23 protein-coding genes and 1 tRNA gene are annotated in these 18221 nt (G+C 57.3%); 18 read left to right on the top strand and 6 right to left on the bottom strand.

Annotated features, from left to right (window positions below):
* Positions 1–391 precede the first annotated feature (391 nt).
* The 4 genes from QEN43_RS02590 to istB all read left to right on the top strand — a co-directional run bounded on the left by QEN43_RS02590 (position 392) and on the right by istB (position 3772).
* On the top strand, positions 392–1360 hold the full coding sequence (locus QEN43_RS02590) for a glycosyltransferase family 2 protein (RefSeq protein ID WP_026610265.1): 969 nt from the start codon (positions 392–394) through the stop codon (positions 1358–1360).
* A gap of 277 nt (positions 1361–1637) precedes the next feature.
* On the top strand, positions 1638–1901 hold the full coding sequence (locus QEN43_RS02585; RefSeq protein ID WP_051331614.1) for a Uma2 family endonuclease: 264 nt from the start codon (positions 1638–1640) through the stop codon (positions 1899–1901).
* 69 nt (positions 1902–1970) lie between these two features.
* Positions 1971–2993, top strand: a complete 1023-nt coding sequence (istA, locus tag QEN43_RS02580) for an IS21 family transposase (RefSeq protein ID WP_026609734.1) — start codon at positions 1971–1973, stop codon at positions 2991–2993.
* Entirely contained in the window at positions 2990–3772 is a 783-nt protein-coding gene (gene istB, locus QEN43_RS02575; RefSeq protein WP_026609733.1) for an IS21-like element helper ATPase IstB, read from the top strand. Before istA ends, istB begins: the two co-directional genes overlap by 4 nt.
* Positions 3773–5040: 1268 nt before the next feature.
* On the opposite strand, the gene QEN43_RS02570 is transcribed toward istB, so the two are convergent.
* The 4 genes from QEN43_RS02570 to QEN43_RS02555 all read right to left on the bottom strand — a co-directional run bounded on the left by QEN43_RS02570 (position 5041) and on the right by QEN43_RS02555 (position 7566).
* Positions 5041–5388, bottom strand: a complete 348-nt coding sequence (locus QEN43_RS02570) for a hypothetical protein (protein ID WP_026610787.1) — start codon at positions 5386–5388, stop codon at positions 5041–5043.
* Between the two features lie 154 nt (positions 5389–5542).
* Entirely contained in the window at positions 5543–6337 is a 795-nt protein-coding gene (locus QEN43_RS02565; RefSeq protein ID WP_084162132.1) for a CAP domain-containing protein, read from the bottom strand.
* Positions 6338–6913: 576 nt separating this feature from the next.
* A complete protein-coding gene (locus tag QEN43_RS02560) occupies positions 6914–7243 on the bottom strand; it encodes a hypothetical protein (RefSeq protein WP_026610785.1) in 330 nt (109 codons plus the stop codon).
* Positions 7244–7490: 247 nt separating this feature from the next.
* Positions 7491–7566, bottom strand: a tRNA-Thr gene (locus QEN43_RS02555).
* 366 nt (positions 7567–7932) lie between these two features.
* On the opposite strand from QEN43_RS02555, the gene QEN43_RS02550 reads away from it, so the two are divergent.
* The 14 genes from QEN43_RS02550 to QEN43_RS02485 all read left to right on the top strand — a co-directional run bounded on the left by QEN43_RS02550 (position 7933) and on the right by QEN43_RS02485 (position 17246).
* Entirely contained in the window at positions 7933–8115 is a 183-nt protein-coding gene (locus QEN43_RS02550; RefSeq protein ID WP_156912815.1) for a hypothetical protein, read from the top strand.
* A 285-nt stretch (positions 8116–8400) separates the two neighbouring features.
* Positions 8401–9615, top strand: coding sequence for a tyrosine-type recombinase/integrase (locus QEN43_RS02545; RefSeq protein ID WP_026610783.1), 1215 nt, complete (start codon positions 8401–8403; stop codon positions 9613–9615).
* Complete coding sequence (locus QEN43_RS02540; protein WP_026610782.1) at positions 9612–9830, top strand: DUF2281 domain-containing protein; 219 nt, start codon at positions 9612–9614, stop codon at positions 9828–9830. The genes QEN43_RS02545 and QEN43_RS02540 overlap by 4 nt, the downstream gene beginning before the upstream one ends.
* Positions 9808–10209 (top strand): PIN domain-containing protein, encoded by a 402-nt coding sequence (locus QEN43_RS02535; RefSeq protein WP_026610781.1) that lies wholly within the window; start codon positions 9808–9810, stop codon positions 10207–10209. The genes QEN43_RS02540 and QEN43_RS02535 overlap by 23 nt, the downstream gene beginning before the upstream one ends.
* A 186-nt stretch (positions 10210–10395) precedes the next feature.
* Entirely contained in the window at positions 10396–11163 is a 768-nt protein-coding gene (locus QEN43_RS02530; protein ID WP_156912814.1) for a transcriptional regulator domain-containing protein, read from the top strand.
* 88 nt (positions 11164–11251) lie between these two features.
* Complete coding sequence (locus tag QEN43_RS02525) at positions 11252–11560, top strand: MerR family transcriptional regulator (protein WP_051331791.1); 309 nt, start codon at positions 11252–11254, stop codon at positions 11558–11560.
* A gap of 14 nt (positions 11561–11574) precedes the next feature.
* The gene (locus QEN43_RS02520; protein ID WP_317963665.1) at positions 11575–12141 is read left to right on the top strand and encodes a hypothetical protein; all 567 of its coding nucleotides are present in this window, start codon (positions 11575–11577) and stop codon (positions 12139–12141) included.
* Positions 12126–13346 (top strand): AAA family ATPase, encoded by a 1221-nt coding sequence (locus QEN43_RS02515; protein WP_317963664.1) that lies wholly within the window; start codon positions 12126–12128, stop codon positions 13344–13346. The genes QEN43_RS02520 and QEN43_RS02515 overlap by 16 nt, the downstream gene beginning before the upstream one ends.
* 216 nt (positions 13347–13562) lie before the next feature.
* Positions 13563–13841 (top strand): hypothetical protein, encoded by a 279-nt coding sequence (locus tag QEN43_RS02510; RefSeq protein ID WP_026610778.1) that lies wholly within the window; start codon positions 13563–13565, stop codon positions 13839–13841.
* Positions 13842–13997: 156 nt separating this feature from the next.
* Entirely contained in the window at positions 13998–14417 is a 420-nt protein-coding gene (locus tag QEN43_RS02505; RefSeq protein WP_026610777.1) for a single-stranded DNA-binding protein, read from the top strand.
* Positions 14418–14439: 22 nt separating this feature from the next.
* The gene (locus QEN43_RS02500) at positions 14440–15417 is read left to right on the top strand and encodes a major capsid protein (protein ID WP_051331790.1); all 978 of its coding nucleotides are present in this window, start codon (positions 14440–14442) and stop codon (positions 15415–15417) included.
* Positions 15418–15457: 40 nt separating this feature from the next.
* Positions 15458–16414 carry a hypothetical protein gene (locus tag QEN43_RS02495; protein ID WP_026610775.1) on the top strand — a complete coding sequence of 319 codons (957 nt, stop codon included), beginning with the start codon at positions 15458–15460 and terminating at the stop codon, positions 16412–16414.
* Between the two features lie 39 nt (positions 16415–16453).
* Complete coding sequence (locus tag QEN43_RS02490) at positions 16454–16723, top strand: hypothetical protein (RefSeq protein WP_202901149.1); 270 nt, start codon at positions 16454–16456, stop codon at positions 16721–16723.
* On the top strand, positions 16713–17246 hold the full coding sequence (locus QEN43_RS02485) for a hypothetical protein (RefSeq protein WP_026610774.1): 534 nt from the start codon (positions 16713–16715) through the stop codon (positions 17244–17246). Before QEN43_RS02490 ends, QEN43_RS02485 begins: the two co-directional genes overlap by 11 nt.
* Here the strand turns inward: QEN43_RS02485 and QEN43_RS02480 are convergent.
* The gene (locus QEN43_RS02480; protein WP_036268987.1) at positions 17229–17933 is read right to left on the bottom strand and encodes a hypothetical protein; all 705 of its coding nucleotides are present in this window, start codon (positions 17931–17933) and stop codon (positions 17229–17231) included. The two genes, QEN43_RS02485 and QEN43_RS02480, sit on opposite strands and share 18 nt — an antisense overlap.
* On the bottom strand, positions 17930–18121 hold the full coding sequence (locus QEN43_RS02475; protein WP_036268985.1) for a type II toxin -antitoxin system TacA 1-like antitoxin: 192 nt from the start codon (positions 18119–18121) through the stop codon (positions 17930–17932). Before QEN43_RS02475 ends, QEN43_RS02480 begins: the two co-directional genes overlap by 4 nt.
* Positions 18122–18221 lie beyond the last annotated feature (100 nt).

The following is an 18221-nucleotide window of genomic DNA, read 5'->3' as shown; positions in this document are numbered from 1 at the left end:
TGGAATAACGGACACCAACAACGAACCTAACCCTCCCTCGGAAACGCGAAAACATGATCGTCGTGTTCCTCTCTTACCCTATCCTGCAGTCCGGGAAAATGTCGACACAACAGTCTATTTTTCGTTGGGCAAATGTGTAAAAGTCGCTATTTCCGCTCCCTATCGCGCCTTTGATTTCGAGAATAATACCCGCGGCATCCGCCCCGGGTTAGAATTTAGAATACCGACCCAATCGGCGATTCGATCTTAGGGTGTGTCTTCAGCTGCGAGGTCGAATGGCCGTACGTCCCTCCAAAACGCCAGCTGCACATTCCGTTTGTTTGGCCGAGTTTCATTGCTAATCCGCTAATTTTGACCTTTCGATGATTAATCTAAATATTGGACAGAACTGATGGCAACATCGGTGACGGTCATCATCGTTAATTGGAACGGAAGCACTCTGCTGGATCAATGTCTGACGCATTTGTCATCGCAGTCGGTCCAGCCGACGGCCGTCTTGGTTATAGATAACGGCAGCACCGATGGTTCGGCTGAACGTGCAGAATTGGTACCGGGAGTTAAGGTTCGGCGGATCGGCGAGAATGTCGGTTTCGCCGCAGCAAACAATCGGGCTTTGGAGGAATGTGACACAGAATTTGTGGCACTGCTCAATCCGGACGCTTTCCCTGATACTCATTGGTTGGCTCACTTGCTCCAAGCTGCTCACGCCCATCCAGATATAGTTGCTTTTGGTTCACGACAGATGATGCACGGAGTACCCGGAATGCTCGACGGAAAGGGAGATGTCTATCATGTCTCCGGGTTAGTTTGGCGTGACGGCCATGGTCGTTTTCAAGGCGATGCCGACAATACCGCGAAAGAATTTTTTTCGCCGTGCGCTGCTGCGGCTCTATATCGACGACAGGCTTTGGTTGACGTTGGCGGCTTTGATGAGGACTACTTTTGTTACGTGGAGGACGTAGACTTAGGTTTCCGATTGCGCTTAGCGGGACACAAAGCCATGTATGTACCGGAAGCGGTAGTGCACCATGTAGGCTCCGCAACCACCGGGGGCCAGCATAGCGACTTTTCTGTCTACCACGGCCACCGCAATCTCGTATGGACCTTTGTAAAGAACATGCCGGGTGCACTCTTTTGGCTGCTCTTGCCCCTCCATTTATTGCTGAACCTTGTCACAGTAGTGTGGTTCACAGCTCGCGGGCAAGGCCGGGTCATTCTCCGCGCCAAGTGGCATGCAATCAAAGCGTTGCCCCAAGCTTGGGCGAAGCGCAAGAAAATTCAAGCTAGCCGAGTCGCCACTGTTAGGGATATATGGCATGTGTTGGATAAGCGCCTTACTCCCACCCGCAGCCGTCGCTGAGATGAACGGAAAAATCAAGGTACTCGCACGAAGGGCCTAGTGTCGCTGGGAAGCTCACATACCAAGGAAGGTGTGCGTCTCTGCCGAGTCCGTATGACAACCTTCTTTGGCCTTGCTATTCGCGGCGTCGATTTCCCACTCTTCGGGTCTTATGAAGAGGTGCCCAAGCCGGGCGGTCGGATATCTTGTTGTCGATCCGGCCCCGAAAGCCACCGATTGACAGCTGCCTCTCGCGCATCTAAGTTTTGGATTATCCACTCTCCTCTGGAGGACCGTCATGAATGTCAATGCCGAATCGTTTCCTCGCCGTCACCGGATCACCGTCGAGGAGTACCATCGCATGGGCGAAGCCGGCATCTTTTCCGAAGATGACCGGGTGGAACTCATCGAGGGGGAAGTCATCGATACGGCACCGATCGGTAGCAGACATTCAGCCTGCGTTACTCAGCTAAACCGGATTTTTGTTCGAGGTACAGACGCCCTGGTCAGAGTTCAGGATCCCGTCCGGCTGCCGGGTTCTTCCGTGTCACCGCCGATGTAAAAATGACCCCTGACACCGAAGTAAATTTGACCCCTTGGGGGAAAATGGCGGCTTTTTTGAGCCGCGGAAATGTTGACTCAGGAGCAGTCAGTGGAGATCAAAGTATTGGCCCGACAGGGCCATGGCATCAAAGCCATCGCGCGGGAGCTGGGCGTCTCGCGCAACACGGTACGCAAGTACCTGCGCAGCGAAAGCGCGTTGCCCCGGTACCGGCTGCGGGCGCCCCGCCCCTGCAAGTTGGATCCCTTCAAAGCCTATCTGCAGCAACGCATCGAGGCGGCACGTCCGCATTGGATTCCGGCCACGGTGCTGCTGCGAGAGCTTCGTGAACGGGGCTATGCAGGCGGCATCAGCCAGCTCAAGGCGTATCTCGCCCCCTTCAAACGGCGACCGGAAGAACCGGTGGTCCGCTTTGAAACCCCACCGGGCCGCCAGATGCAGGCCGATTTCACGACGATCCGGCGGGGGCGCGATCCGCTCAAAGCCTTCGTGGCCACGCTGGGGTTCAGTCGCGCCACGTTCGTGCGCTTTTCCGACCGCGAGGACAGCGCGGCCTGGTTGACGGGGCTGCGCGAGGCCCTCCACTACTTCGGCGGGGTGCCCGAAGAGGTGCTGTTCGACAATGCCGGCGCCATCATCACCGAACGGGACGCCTACGGTGAAGGCCGGCACCGCTGGCACCCGGCCCTGTACGCGCTGGCCGGGGCGTATGGCTTCCGGCCCAAGGTCTGCCGGCCGTACCGGGCCCAAACCAAGGGCAAGGTGGAGCGCTTCAACGGATACCTGAAAGCCAGCTTCATCACGCCACTGGCGGCCACGCTCAAGAGCGCCGGCTTGACACTCGATGTCGAGACCGCCAATGCCCAGATCGGCCCCTGGCTCGATCAGGTGGCGCATCAACGGGTGCACGGCACCACCGGCGTACAGCCCGCGGTGCGATTGGCCGAAGAGCGCCTCGCCCTGCGGCCGTTGCCGGTTCAGGCACCCCAAGGCTTGCCGGCACCCCAGCGGCACGTTGGCCGCGTCTTGCCCCATGACAGCCTGCAACATCCCCTGTCGGTGTACGACCAGTTGCTGGAGGTGACGGCATGAATCTGCAGCACGCCCGGATTACCGAACTCAGCCAAAGCCTGAAGCTCGAGCGGATCGGGTCGGACTGGCCCCACCTGGCCCAGCAGGCCGCCGATCGCGAGGAGAGCTTTGCCGACTTCCTCGAGAAACTGCTCATCGCCGAGGCCAAGGCCCGCGCCGAACGCACCCGGCAGACCTTGCTCAAGATGGCCACCTTGCCGGTCGTGAAGACTTTGGAGCAGTACGACTTTGCTTTCTCCTTGGGAGCGCCCCGGGCCCAGCTCCAGGAACTGGCGGGTTTGAGCTTTATCGAGCGCACCGAGAACATCGTCCTGCTCGGCCCCAGCGGGGTTGGTAAAACCCATCTGGCGATCGCCTTGGCCTACCGCGCGGTGATGGCCGGCCTCAAGACACGCTTCGTCACCGCCGCCGATCTGATGTTGCAACTCACCGCCGCACACCGCCAGGAGCGTCTCAAGGAGTACTTCAACCGGGTCGTGATGGCGCCCAGGCTGTTGGTCATCGATGAGATCGGCTATCTGCCGCTCGGACGTGACGAAGCGAATCTCTTCTTCAACGTCGTCGCCAAGCGCTACGAGCGCGGCAGCCTGATTCTCACCAGCAACCTGCCGTTCACCCAGTGGGCGGGCACCTTTGCCGATGATCAGACCCTGACGGCCGCGATGCTGGATCGGCTCCTGCATCACGCCCACATCGTGCAAATCACCGGCGACAGTTACCGATTGAAGGACAAGCGCAAGGCAGGCACAACCCCGCCGCAGACAGCGGCCGTCGAATAACTTTTGGGCCTCAAGGGGTCAATTTTACTTCGGCGATAAACCCTCAAAAGGGGTCACTTTTCAGTCGGCGTTGACAGTTAAACGAAGCATAACCCAACTACGACTCTATATTCCTCGAGTCCAAAGGCGCTAGCAGGCTCTGGAAACGACGCCGGAAAGCTTCGCAGCTTCTCCACACCGCATCAGCGGCGCGCTTCAGCTGCGTCAGGCCTAAATCCGATCATATGCGTCAAAATTGGACGAATGCCAATTTTTTAATCCCGCGCTACATTCGAATTTGAAGAAAGAAGTCTCTATCGGCGAATGACCGGCGTCGGTTAACTCAAATGCCAAAACTAGTCGAACAGCGGAATTTCGCCTTGCCGTCCTAGATATTCGTTCAGGGTACCGAATGAACGGTCAAGAGATTGCAATGGCGATCAGATTGTCAATGCCTTCAGTTTGCCGTTCTTGCCGCGGGCTTTAAGGCGCTCACAGAAGGCGTGGATCGCCGGATTATGCCGCCGGGCGACGATGGCCGGCAGGTAGCGAGGCTTGTGGAGCAAGGCATCGCCGGTCTTGGGTAGCCGGGTATGACTCCTCCATTTTCCGGACTAGTGCTCTTTGGGCGAGAGACCGGCGAAGGCGGCAACACAGCGCGCGTTTTTCAAAGCGGTGAACCTCGCTCAGGGCAGTCAGCAGCACTGACATCTTGGTGTCACCCAAGCCCGGAGTGATGTCGAGTAGGTCACGCCGTTGGCGGCGGTCCGGAACCGTGATCGATGTGTGCCCAGATGCGGCCTCGGCTACCGACGATCTCGGCAACGAGGGCGGCAAGCACCGCCTCGATAGAGGGGCGTACGGTGGGGGCGGCCCCGTCCTAGCAATTGCGTTTCCAATTGTCGCACCTTAGCGAACACCAGGGGGGCAGGTCTTGCAATCATGAGCCTCTATATCCATCACGATGGTCCTAGGCGGGACGCTTACGTCTCATCGCGAAGATCGGAGACAATCACAGAGGCCTACTCCTCCTCGCAGACTCATGCTTAAAGGCGTGGAAACGGCGGCTCACACTATCACCGTTGTTGGCAATGTGCTCTATGCGTTTTTCCCCAATTTCCAATGGGGAACGATCCTTTGAAATTTCTATCGTTTTTATTAGGGCGGTGGGCTGAATTAGTTTATGAATCTCATGCAACCCTTTTTGGTCTGGCCTACCGCGTGGGGTCAACTCAATCAACTCACCACCCATTGTAGATGCTTAATCTGGCTCTTTTTCTTGTTGTCGTTTAGTTTTTAACTGCAACAGCAATGATTTTAGGCTTACCGTAAACACAACCTTCCGCACGGATGCGTACCTGCTTGCCACTAAAAAAAGCGCCCATAATTGCCGCTTGATGCACTCTCACTCCTGGATCCTGAGGATCCAGTGCATATCCAGCATCGAGGACGTTGCACGAGGGATTTGTTGGATTTACGGTTTCAACATTAAGCATTACAGCCATTGTATCAGCACTCCAGCCAGTTTCGAACCAGAGAATACGCCCCCATTCCGAAACAGCCTGATCCGCTATAGCCAGATTAGATCGAATTACCATACTAAATACTATGGCAAAAAAGAGAGCTTTGGTCTTCATTTTGTCCTCCAGTAATTCATTGAATATTGTAATTCCTAATCCATTAATCTAGTTCAGCATACGAGAAATAGCTCCTGACTATGCTTAAAAGATACGGCTCTTCAAATAGATAATTTATAGGTTATTTATGTTTTCAAAACATTAACGGTTATGTTTATTTAAGTAGAAGATGAAACAGTGGTATTAAATTCTGTTTTTGTCCTCCATTTATAACACCTTCGGGCCTCACACTATAAGGACGTTGCCCAGATATATTACCAGGAGGTTTATAGTTGCAGACCCAAATCACGTATTCCTTGTTATCGATCTTGCGAGTTGCTCGACCGCAGCCAAGCCATCGCGTACTACTCCATACCACCTGCGTATAATGTCCGCACGATCTATCGGGCGGGGCTTCACAGGTGTTTTTGGTATAGTTGTACCAGGGTTCCTCACTAGCCCAGAATTCCATGGCTTTTCCAGCCGACTGATCGATGGGTACATTCGTCGCCCAGCCCTCGTAAATGTTTTCGCCTAGACCTCGCTGCTGCAAGTCTTCACGATGCACAATAATTGGCGGATTATTTTTAATGAGAGTGTCCGCCCATTCTTGGGCGACCGCAGCAATAGCGGGCTCCCAAGCGAGATTAGGAATGCTGACCCTGCCGCCGAGCCGCAGGGATTCAGCTTGAGCCACACGCTGGCGAACGGCATTATGCGCGGCGACCATGTCGTTTATCTCTGCATTGGTGAGTGCTGACACCGAGTATGTGATGCCATACAGCATTACCAAGAGCACGGCATTCAATAGAAATTGACGTATTACAGGATTTTTTCTTAATAAGGATGGATACTGCTGGCGACCGGCCGATACTGCACGATAATTTACGTTATGGAGTATATTGGGAAAGCGACACCTAAAATAATGGTTTAAGGCGGAGGATAGATTCAGAATATCTCGTATGTGCATTATCTTTACTCCTCCGGTAGACGTGCCCTTAACGATTGAGTTAAAGGTTAGACCGACTCAAGCGTTACGAGCAATTCGATTAATTTACCGTGGCACGCATCTTTGGAACGAACTGATCGATAAATAAAAGATGGACTCAAGATAGTGCTTGTACTGCCAGTCGATTATCCGAATGTTGGTAATGCCGCCGACGGTTGTAGCCGTCTGGACGCTGTAATCTCTCCAACCGGTGTTGAATAGCAGGGCCTTCCAGTTGTTCACCGTATCCAGCCGCAATACGGGTCCGTTGGCGCCTTGCGCGCCGGTGAGTTGAACGGGAACGACCATAGTGGTGGAGATGGTGCCAGCCGGCAGCCAGTCATGTTGATGCCGGAACGCACCTGGTCAGAAACAGAGAGACAGCAGATGCAACGATAGCTCCTACAACGTTCCTTGTTGGTTTCATAGCTTACTCCACCATGAGCTTGAGGCGTCTTAAGAGATAACCTTTCGAACGAGGTGTAATGTCCAAGCGCCGGGAGACTTCCGTAGCCAAAACTCTCGCCTTATCTCCAAACATTACTACGGAGTACAACCTCAAGGGATAAGGACAAATTCGTAACAATGGAAAAGGATGGCCTCGTTTCCGGAAGGCTTTTCGGCAGTTTCGGCACCAAGCATCACCTGGCCGGCAGCGCTGGGGCAAGCGTCATACGCAGAATCACCGAGCGGTTGCCTCCCACGCAAAGGAGGTAGGCTTTGGTTATTACTTTTCAGTTCACCGAGTGGACGGCTGAAGAGGTGCTTGAGACGCGTCCGCCCGTCGACGGCATCGCGGAGCTTGCCGTCCGGATCGTCGGAAGAAACGAAATCAAGGCGGTCGATCGTGGTCTCGCTCATCAGGCCCGCGCAGATCGCTTCGAGCAAGAACCTGATGAACCCGTTCCACGGCGTCGGAGCAGAAAAAAGCAGGAGAAGGTGAGCTATGGATCGGCGTCAACGAGCAGGATCGTCTGGCCAAGATCGGTGAGATAGGCGATCAGCTGGTCTCGCCGACATCGCCCTTGGTGCTAGTGGTGGTAATGCAGATGGTTACGGCGCTATCTCCAGCATGTTACCCGGAGATTAAAGTGTCCCGGAACCGAAGACACAGAACGGTCCTACCTGTAAGAATTGGAGCCGGTGATAGGATTTGAACCTACGACCCGCACATTACGAATGTGCTGCTCTACCGACTGAGCTACACCGGCGTCATGAAGCGCGCATTATAAAAAATCTCAGTACGCTTGCACAAGCGCATCTTCTTTTCGATTCCGTGACGAATCTGAACAAGGCATGCTTCCGGCTGTCCCAAACTCTTTTCAGAGTCGAGAATTCCCGTGCTACTTTTCGGAAACTCTAAATTAGTGCAAGTTATGGGGGCTGCGAGGAGCTAAACCGGGAAAATAGACCGAAGAAGGCCGCATTTTTGATGAGAGCCTGATCCGGGCCCTGCTTTCGGCCATCGTCCCGGTTTTTCCGAAACTAAGAACGGATTCATCCCGAGACGACCCCTTCAGCGCATCCCGCGTGTAATAAAGGGTGCCCCAAGGCGAACAGTAGGTAGAGTTGTTGGCATGTTTGAGCAGGCCCCGGTAATGGAGCTTGGTATAACCAAACAGGCGTTTGATGATGCGGAAGAGGGTGTTCAACCACCGCTCGCATCCCGGCCACACTTGATTCATGCTCAACTAACTGTGGTCCCGCAAAAACGCCTGTTCAAAGCAGGTATCGGTTTTGCAGCTATCTCAACCCGATAATCCGAGCGCGGCGCCTGCGCAAAAACGCTTTTGGGCAGAAGCCAGAAGCTAAAACGGCTTACATCGATGCGACTGATTGGATTGGTGGGCCATGTAGGATTCGAACCTACGACAAACGGATTATGAGTCCTAGTTTTGGCTGTTTTACCGAGCTCTACCAAGTTTGAAAGAGACATAAAACATGCTTGCAATCAGTCGCTTACATGGCATAATAAATCCGACTGTCTTTGAAGCTGTTTGAATCGTACTGTCTACCATGCGTCTACCACGATTCCAGGGGGGGATATGAAACTGACGAAATCCGTAATCGACCGGCTACCCATTCCCGAGACCGACCCCACGTTCTACCGTGACGACGAGATCAGGGGTTTCGGCATGAAGGTTTTCCCGTCTGGCGTGAAATCCTTCTTTCTCGAAAAGCGGATCAATCGGCGAGTCAAGCGGATCACGATTGGCAGATATGGCGAACTCACACCGGACCAGGCGCGCAAGCAGGCGCTCAAGCTGGCCGGGGATATCGCAACTGGCGGCGACCCCGTAGCCAAGAGGAGGCGCGCCAAGCTGGAGGAAAAGACGCTGAACGAGGCGTTCGCCGATTACCTGGAGGCCCGGAAGGATTTAAAGGAGCGAACGCGGCGCGACATGCGTGCGTCCATGGACGAAATGTTTTCCGATTGGCTGGATAAGCCAATAACCAGAATCACCCCGGCGATGGTCGCCAAGCGACATAAAGAATTCGGAGAGCAGCGCTCTGAGGCGCGCGCTAATCTCGGGTGCCGCTATCTGCGGGCGGTCATTAACTTTGCTCGTGCCAGATACAAAGACGACGAAGGCCGTCCGCTGATCGGCGAGAATCCGGTAACAGTCTTGTCTGAAACTCGCGCATGGTATCGGGTAGACCGGCGCTCGACGGTCATCAAGCCGCATGAGCTTAAGCCTTGGTTCGAGGCCGTGCTGAATCTGCCGAGCCGGGATATCGGCGACTATTTCCAGGTTCTGATTTTGACCGGACTGCGGCGGGAAGAGGCGCTTAATCTGAAGTGGCCCGATGTTGATTTGAAGGGCCGCACCCTAACTGTGGTTGACCCGAAAAACAGGCGAGACCATACCCTGCCGATGGGCGATTATCTGTCTGCACTGATGAACAGGCGCAAGGCCTTTTCTGTTTCCGAGTATGTCTTTTCCGATTCCGCTGGCAGGCGTATCTCGAATTTCCGCTACGCCCTGGCCGCGATTGAGAAAGCATCCGGCGTTCGCTTTACCCCGCACGATCTACGGCGGACGTTCGCGACCATTGCCGATTCGCTGGACATTCCCGCCTATGCCTTGAAAGCCCTGATGAACCATAAGTCGGGGGCGGACGTGACGGCCGGCTATGTGATCGTCACGGCCGAGCGGCTGCGGGCGCCGATGCAGAAGATCGAGGACTTTGTTTTAAAGGCGGCTGGACTGAAACCCACGGCTGAGATTGTCGAACTGAAACGGGAGGTGACCGTATGAGCATCGCTGAAAAGATTTACGAAACCGTCAAGGCCCTGCCCGAGCAGCAAGCGGCCGAGGTCTTGAGCTTTGCGGAAAGCTTGAAAACCAAGCAAGAGATCGAAGACAAGGCGCGCCGGGAAAAAGCGCTGTCTACCCTGGCGAAATACCGCGGGCGATTCAAAGCGGAGAAATTTGACCGGGAAGCGTGCTATGACCGCCCGAGTCTTCGCTGATACCAATCTGTTCATTTATGCGGAATCGGAGAACGGCGAGAAGACCACGCGGGCGATCTCGATCATCGAGGACCGTCCGGTAATCAGTGTCCAGGTGATCAACGAGACCGTCAGCGTCTTGACTCGAAAATATGGTTTCACCCTAGCGGAAGCTCATGACATCGCCGAAAGCCTGCTCGATCTATGTGAAGTGGTTCCGGTCGAAACGGCGACTTTACGGGAGGCGTTCCGATTGGTGAGGCGTTATCCGCTTTCCCATTGGGACAGTCTGATCGTGGCGGCGGCGCTATTGGCGAACTGCGATACCCTGTATTCAGAGGACTTGCAGCATGGGCAGGTATTCGACGGCCGTTTGACGGTCATTAACCCTTTCTTGTGAATCCCTAACCGGCGAGAGGATCGCCGGGAGGTCGCGGACGATTTAGCGGGGCACCAGAGTGCGGGCACACTCGGGCGCCCCTGACCACAACCACCTACCACGAAGGTGAATCATGGCTACTGTTCATCCTATCACCCTGGCCGGCTGGAGCGGCAACCATCTTGAAGCACTGCCGTGAGGTGGTGGATGAAGAACGACAATCCAGACTGGAAAAATCCGGCCGATTACCCTGACGCCGACACCACGTCCTTATATCAATGGGCATGGGAGTTTTTCAGGCGAAACCCATCCTATCGGCGGGATTACGACGAGTACGCCCGCCTGCCAAGGGAGTCTCTAGGGGATGGTTTACTGCGTCCTGACGGGATTATCTCCCGGTTCTGCAAGTGTGAACCGGCCGCTATGCCGGGCGAATCAGTCACTCAGTTTGCATTACGAGGTGGCAAGCGAATTGGAACGCCACGAGAATATTTTTCCGAACGCTATCGCCTTTCAAAGCTTTTGCTTGCTGTCCCCAACCCATATCGAAGTCTTCCGCCAAACACCCCGGTGTTTGACACTGACTTGACTAAGATGCTCACGTACGACATTTCCAAGGTGTACGAGCACTACGGAATAAAAACCGGACTGACGCCGGAAACGGACCGCGAGATTGTCATCACGATCGACCTTGACCTTCCGCTTGAAACACAGTTCGAGAACATCAAGACAATCATCGAGACAAAAGGGCTGATACGCGGCTTCAAGCACAGAAAGAATCACCGCTCTAAATATCCACTGTACCTACGTGCTTTCGATGCGCGGCAGGAAAACAAAGGGGCGGCTGAGATTGCCGACGGGCTGAGGATCGATGATCCGCAAACGATCAATAAGTATTTGAAAGCCGCTAACAATCTAATCCATCGGGACTACTGGAAGCTGGCCGCAATGCACAAGCTTGAACTCGGAAAATAAAATTCTTTTTTACTTTCCGTGACTCGCCCCGCCTGATCGATAAAGCTAGCCATGTTTTTGAGACAAACCTAACGAGGTTGTTTAAGACATGGCGACTTCTAGCACCGCAGAATCTTCAACCGTTCATGATCGAGTGATCAGCAAGCGGGTCACTCCCTCAAAGAGCCGCGTCGAACTCGCCCGCGAATTCGCGGAATCTCACCCCGACGCATTAGTCACCACCGCCCAGGTTGCGGCATGGATGGACTGTTCCGAAGCGAAACTTGAGCGCGACCGCTGGGCCGGTGTAGGTATCCCGTATATCAAGCACGGGCGACATGTCCGGTACGTGAAGCGCGTTGTCGTGGAGCACGTGCTGCGGGAAAGCCGCGCTTCTACGTCCGCCGACCCGGCGTAAGGAGGTGGCATGGTATGGACTTCGACAACCGCGACACGCGGTCGGGAGAGGTGCGCCCTGCGTTTCAAGGCGGCTCGGATGGGGCGCCCCCGAGCGCTCGGGATCATCACGAGCGGGTCACGCTAAAAGGGAACGGCCGGGGGCGATGCTTTTCGGAGCGGAGCCATTATAACGCCGAACGCATAGTTATTCCCTTCCCCTCTGGTCCGAAACTTCCGCCATATGCTCGGCGCGTGGTTGCGCTCCGGCGAACCCGCGAAACTCTGCTTGAGGTTTTGACCGGATCGGCCGCGATGGACGAAGCGGCACGGCGCTTCGAACTAGAAGCCAAGTACGGTGATCCTCCGACCTCGTTTGTCGCGCTGCCGTTCGAGCGCAACCCGAGCGCCTACGATTGGACGTTCGCGGCCGGGATGGACGTTGCCATCATCACCGTTGGACGACCGGAAACCGACATAAGCCTGTTGCACGCGGCCAGTTTGGTATTGACGGCTGGCGCTAGCCATGCGGTCGTCCGGCTGTTGGCGCGAGTGGAAATCTTGCGCCGAGACGAAGGGGGGCGGATATGGAAGCTCCATTGAATGGCGAGCTGATCGATTTATGCGATCTGTCCACCCTGGCCACGGACGGCAGTGGTCCGCCGAATTGGGGACCGGACACCGATCGCATCCCGCTCGAATGGCTGACGGTTCCGCCCAATGAACCAAAGTTCATTTTCCCCGACCTGTTACCGGCCGATGTTTGTGCATTCATCGGAACGGGCGGCATGGGCAAGTCAACGCTTTTGCTACAGCGAAACATATGCGTCATTCTGTCGAGACCGTTTCTCGGTATTGAGCCGGCGCTAGATGGTCCTGTCCTGTATGTCACAAAGGAGGATGGCGCCGATCGGCTGCGTTATCGGCTGTTTCAGGTTTGCGACCAAATGGGATTGAACGAAAGCGCGCGCAAGTATGTGGCGGACAATTTCTACATTCGCGATTTCGTCGGCACGGATGCACGGCTAGCGCGGTTCGACGGGCGCGGCAATATCGAGATAACCCCCTTGGCCGACCAGATAGTCGAGCGATACGCGGACGTGAATCCCGTGATCGTCACGTTCGACCCGCTGGTGAAATTCTCACCCGGCGAACGCGCACCGAACGACGCGGAGGACGCGACGATCAATGCGGCGATGCGGCTACAGCGTGCACTTGGGTGCGCGGTGGAATTGGTTCACCACACGAGCAAGGCCGTTGTCCGCGATGGCATTATCGACCACCACACCGGGCGCGGCGGCGCGGCGCTTGGCGATGGTGCGCGAGCCGTCTTCCAGCTTGTGACGCCAGACCCCACGGCGGCGGCGGGCATTGCAACGCCGGCCGATATCGAGCAGGGAAACATTCTCTCGCTTCACGTAACCAAGCTGACCGACGCCAAAAAGCCGAAAGACCCGATATGGATCAGGCGCAAAGGCTGGCTGTTCGAGCGAATCGAAATCCCGACCGAGGACGAAGCGCGCGCGAATGCACGCCGGGAACGGGAGCGCCAGCTAGACGCCCGAATATCGGCACTCGTCACGTACGTCGAAGAAAAGCTTCGACAGACGCCGACCGAGCGGTTCACCCAAAACGATTTGGTTGACGCACGTAACCAAATCTTCGACGGAATAGGGCGCGACCCGATGCGCGACGTTATCAAAGCGGCTTTGCGGCGCGGCGTGCTGGTAGAAAAACCGTTGCCAGATGGCGAAAAAACGCGTGGCGGGAAGTACCACTTTCTCGCACCGTCGAGGTGGACGCTTTGAGCCGCGCAGCTTCGCGCAGCAAAGCCAAAACTGCGCGGTTTGCTGCGCGCGGGTTTGCTGCGCGGCCTTATAGAGAAAAATGCAGTCGCGCACCAATGCGCGAACTGCACTTCTCTTTTTCTGGCGAAGACTCGCGCAGCACCGCGCAGCAATCGCGCAATGGGCGATCTTCGACCCGTTTCGGCTTGGTGAGAATCCGATTCTGGAGGTAGCCCGTTGAACGCCCCGACTGAACAGACGGGCGACGCCGGGGCGATCCATTGCGCCGATTGCCGGCACAAGGTCACGACCGAGCACCCGGTTTTGACCGACTGCGCCAAGGGCATTCGAGCACCCGGCGCGGGCGGGCTTTGGTGGAGTTTGGACCGGCACGCGTGCGGAGAGTTTGAGCGGGCCGGAGCGGAAAAGGATTCAGAATCCATTGTCGGCTACCCTGAAACGCCCGAGCAACGGGGGCTTTGCCACGGACGGCGGCAGACGGTAGACGGATGGTAGACTTTGGACACGAAAAACCCCCGACGGAGCGGGGGCGACAGATGATTTTCGGCTACTACCTGCCGAGCAAAACGATAACACGAACCGACGGATCGGAGAACGACGAGGTGAGCCTGATGCCGGACGACTTTGTTCGACAGATGAGAGGCTACGCCAATGATCGATGTTCTAATCGCGGGCCGACTGCTACGCGACCCGCAACGCCGAACGGGGCAATCCGGTAAAGCATTTACCACCGCGATGATTTCCGCAGCCGTCGAGGGCGCGGACGATCGGCAACTTGTTTCCGTCATCGCGTTCGGCGACCAGGCCGAGCGGTTGGGCCGGCTGAAAGCGGGGGACTCCATTGCCGTCGCTGGGCCGGCGAAGCTCACGACGTGGGACCGCGACGGCGAGACGCGCCAGGGGCTCAACGTCACCGCAATGGGCATTCTTAGCGCCTACGACGCACGCAAACGGCGGGGCGATACGGACGGCAAGGAAAAGCCAAAGGCGCGGCAGAACGGCTCAGGAACGCGCGACTGGAACGCGGCATATGGCACCGATCCAGGTTTTGACGACGCCATTCCCTTCTGATTTGACTCGCGAGGTAACCACCATGCAGACCGTTGAATTCACGTCCAATTACGAGGAAACCGGCGCCGGCACCCTCGACTTCGCCGATGCCCCGTATCCGATCAGCCCAGAGTTGACGAAAGTCGCGCGGGAATACCGTAATGACCGGTTCATCGCCGACGAGGTTCTACCGAGGATTCCCGTCGCCAGCATGGAGTTCAAATATCTGACGACGAACGCGGCCGAGTTGCTGGCGCGGCTGGATACCCGCGTCGGGCGTAAGAGTGCGCCGAACGAAGTTTCGTTCACGGCCGGCGAAATCCTGGACGCGGTGCACGGCGCCGGGCTGGAGCACGTCATTCCCTGGCATGACTTGGCGAACGCACCGGACCCGGACGAAATGAAGCGGAACGCGACCAGGGACACGACGGACCTAATTTTGCTGGACCGGGAGCGGCGCGTTGCGAATCTGGTGTTCAGCAGTATCAGCTACCCGGCCGGCAACGTTCAGACGCTCGCCGGTTCAGACCAATGGAGCGACCCGTCGAGCGACCCGGTTAAAGCCATCATGGACGCCCTGGACACGTGCATCATGAGGCCGAATATCGCCGTATTCGGGCGGCGGACGTGGACTCACATATCACGTCACCCAAAAATCATCGAGGCGACTATCTGGGATGGGGCTGATACCGGGATCGCCACACCCGACGCCGTGGCGAACCTACTGGAGATCGATCGTATTGTCGTCGGCGACGCCTGGCACAACTCGGCGAAGAAAGGCCAAGCGGCGAGCTTGACCCGGTTATGGGGACCGCACGCGGCATTTCTCTACATGGGGCAGGCCGGAAACCCGAACCGCTGGGGTGCAACGGCCGCATGGGGCGACCGATTCGCGTGGACCTACGAGGAGCCGAACCGATCCGTTCGGGGCGCGCACGTGGTCCGCGTCGGCGAGTACGTCGAGGAATTCATCGTTTCCCCGGAGCTCGGCTGTCTGATCCGCAACGCCGTAGCCGGCTGAACCACGATCCATTCACCAGACCCACGGAGAAACACGAAAGATGAACGCCGTTACCAATCGCGTATCAATCCGTCACGAAATCAGAACCCGGCTCGATGAGACCCGCCGCGCCTACGTTGAGGCCACGAACCGGGCCGAACGGCTGCGCCGGGACGAAATGGAACTCGGCCGCCGGCTGGACGCCATCGAGCGGACAATCCAGAACCTGGAGAATGCCGGCGAATACCCGGACGACGAGACCCGAGCCGAATACGAGCGACTGCGCGCCGCGTTCCGGAAAGCGACCGAGGGCGCAGCCGCAGCCGAGGCCGAGATTGCCCGCCTGAACGCCGAAATTCTCGCCATCGAGGGCGATATGAAAACGGTTCCCGACACGACGTTTGACGACGTTCTGCGGGCTCAACAGGCGCGCGACGTGGCGCAGGCCGAGCGGGATCGATTGGCCGCCCTGATCGGGAAACAAACCGGGATCGACCTGTCCGCCCGCGAATCGGAATTGGCCGAGCTCAAACGGCAGTACGGTGACATCCTGGCCGACGAGGCCGCAGGAACGCCGGTGGACGCCGAGCATCTAACCGCGCTGGTAGAACACATCGACCGGCTGGAGTCCGAAATCTCGGACGCTCGGAAAACGGCCGAGCGGGACCGAATCCGGAACGAAGGGCTCACCCGTAAACTGCACGCAGCCGAAGCCACACTTGAGGCGGCCGAGGCCGAATTTCAGGAAACGTTTCGCTGTTTTCTCGCCCTACAGGAACAGGCCGCCCAACTCGATTACGTCAAGGCCGCGAACGACCTGATCGACGCCTACGCACGATTCATGCAAATCAGCCGAATTCAGTCGCAGAACCGGCACCCGACGACCCCGATTTACGGATTCCTAAGCCTCCCAGGATTCGACGGCCGGCCGCTGATCGATAAGGCGGCGCTGCTGAAGCTGCCGATCGACCCCGAACCGCTGCTTGCCCATTGGCGCGCTAAAGGGCTCAAAACCTGACCGTTACGGCCGCCTAAACCGCGCGTTATGAGTCAATCAATGCCGCCCGACGAGCCGCGACAGGAGTATTTACCCGCGAACCCTCCCCGTCCGCAGCAACGCCGGATCAAATTGGCGACGCTGCGGGACGTGCAGCGGGAAATGGCGCGGGTTTACCGGGACATGCGGAACGGGCGGCTCGATCCGAGCGACGGAACGAAACTGACGTATACCCTGGCTACCCTCGGCAAGCTGATCGAGACCGGCGAGCTTGAACGGCGCGTCGAGGCGCTGGAACTACAGCAGGAGAGGAACCGATGTGAATCTTAGAGATCGCATTGCACGACTAGAGAGCGCCGCCGGCCGGCACCCCGCGCGGCTGATCGTTCGGCGCATCGTCGGCCGGTTCGACGATCGGCCGGAGTGCTACCGGATGCACGGCCGCTTGATCGGATCGCCGACGGCGCTGGAGTTGCACCGGGAGGCGGGCGAGACGGAACAGGCGTTCAAGCAACGGGCGGCGCGGGAGTTGAAGCGTTACGAGGGCGACCCGGCCGGCTATGTCGCACCGATCGCCGTCAATCCACTGCTGCCCAGCGACTCGGAGCCCGCGACAGGCGAGCACAGGGCGGCGCTGGAGCACGAAACGCCGGAACCCGATCCTACCCTACCGATCCCGGTCGAAAACGCGCGCGAGATCGCCCCGCAAGCGCAAGAACCAAAACATCCGGCACCGCCGGCCGACCCGAAACCCTGGCGGCGCGATCCGGCCGGGAGCGACGTCGAGCGGACCAGCACGGCGATGGTTCGAGAGATCGATCGGATGATTGCCAGGTTATCCGGGCGATCCTGAGCAGAGAAACACTTCGGTGAGGTAGGCCGAGACCGACCCGTGAGCCGACGGCGAGCAGCGGGACACCGGGAACGACCGCAGGATGTTCGGACAATGCCGCTCAATCCAACGGAAATCAATTTCGCAGATGACGGCGCGGCGATCCGGGCCGTATCCGGGATCAATCGCGGCGGTCAGACGGTCGGGCGCCCGTTCGAGCACGTGCAGCCGTTTTTCGAAATCCTGGACCCCGTCGGCATAGAGCACGTTCCAGAACCGCACGTGCAACCGATCCGATCGACGCCCGACCCGGCGTACCGACCGCACGAGAATTGGCGAGCAGTAGGGCTTTCCGTCGTCGAGGTAGCCGGGCGACATTTCCCAGCCGTACCAGCAACCCGGCGAGAGTTTGAAATGGGTTTCAATCGGCTGAATCACATACCCTCCAAAACGCCCCTCTTCCGCGAGGCATTTAACGCCCCTGACATAGCAAAACGGTCGATTCCGAGTCTCGCCGGTGTCTGCGTAGCGCACCTGGAGCCCGCCAGTCGCGTCAACATTACCGAAGGTTAGCCGGCGGCCGTTCTCGTCCGTGGCTTCGCTGGCGCATTGGACGCATAGGGCGCGAGGATAGCGGGAACTGGCCGGAACCTTTCCGCCGCAGAGTGGGCACGACTGGAAGCCATCGGCAGGATAAAAAAACGTCATCGTGTGCTTCCGGGGCCGCGCTTGGGCCGGATCCCCGCCTTTTCCGCTTCGCGCAGAATCAGCGACTCGACCCAGTTGGATAGAGTCCGATTTTCACGTTCCGCCAATTCCTCGGCGAGTCTTTTGATTTCCGGTTTCACCCGGACGTTGATGGATTCGGTTTTCAGTCGTTTTTCTTGTATTGCCATTAGCGTTACTCTATGATACGGTAATTAACGCCAATGGTAACACATTGCATTACAAGAGCGGGCCGACATGGTGGGCCAACACCACGCCGACCCTGACCAC

It is taken from the genome of Methylocaldum szegediense (assembly GCF_949769195.1).
Taxonomy (GTDB): domain Bacteria; phylum Pseudomonadota; class Gammaproteobacteria; order Methylococcales; family Methylococcaceae; genus Methylocaldum; species Methylocaldum szegediense.
This window is presented reverse-complemented; position numbering and strand designations above follow the sequence as displayed.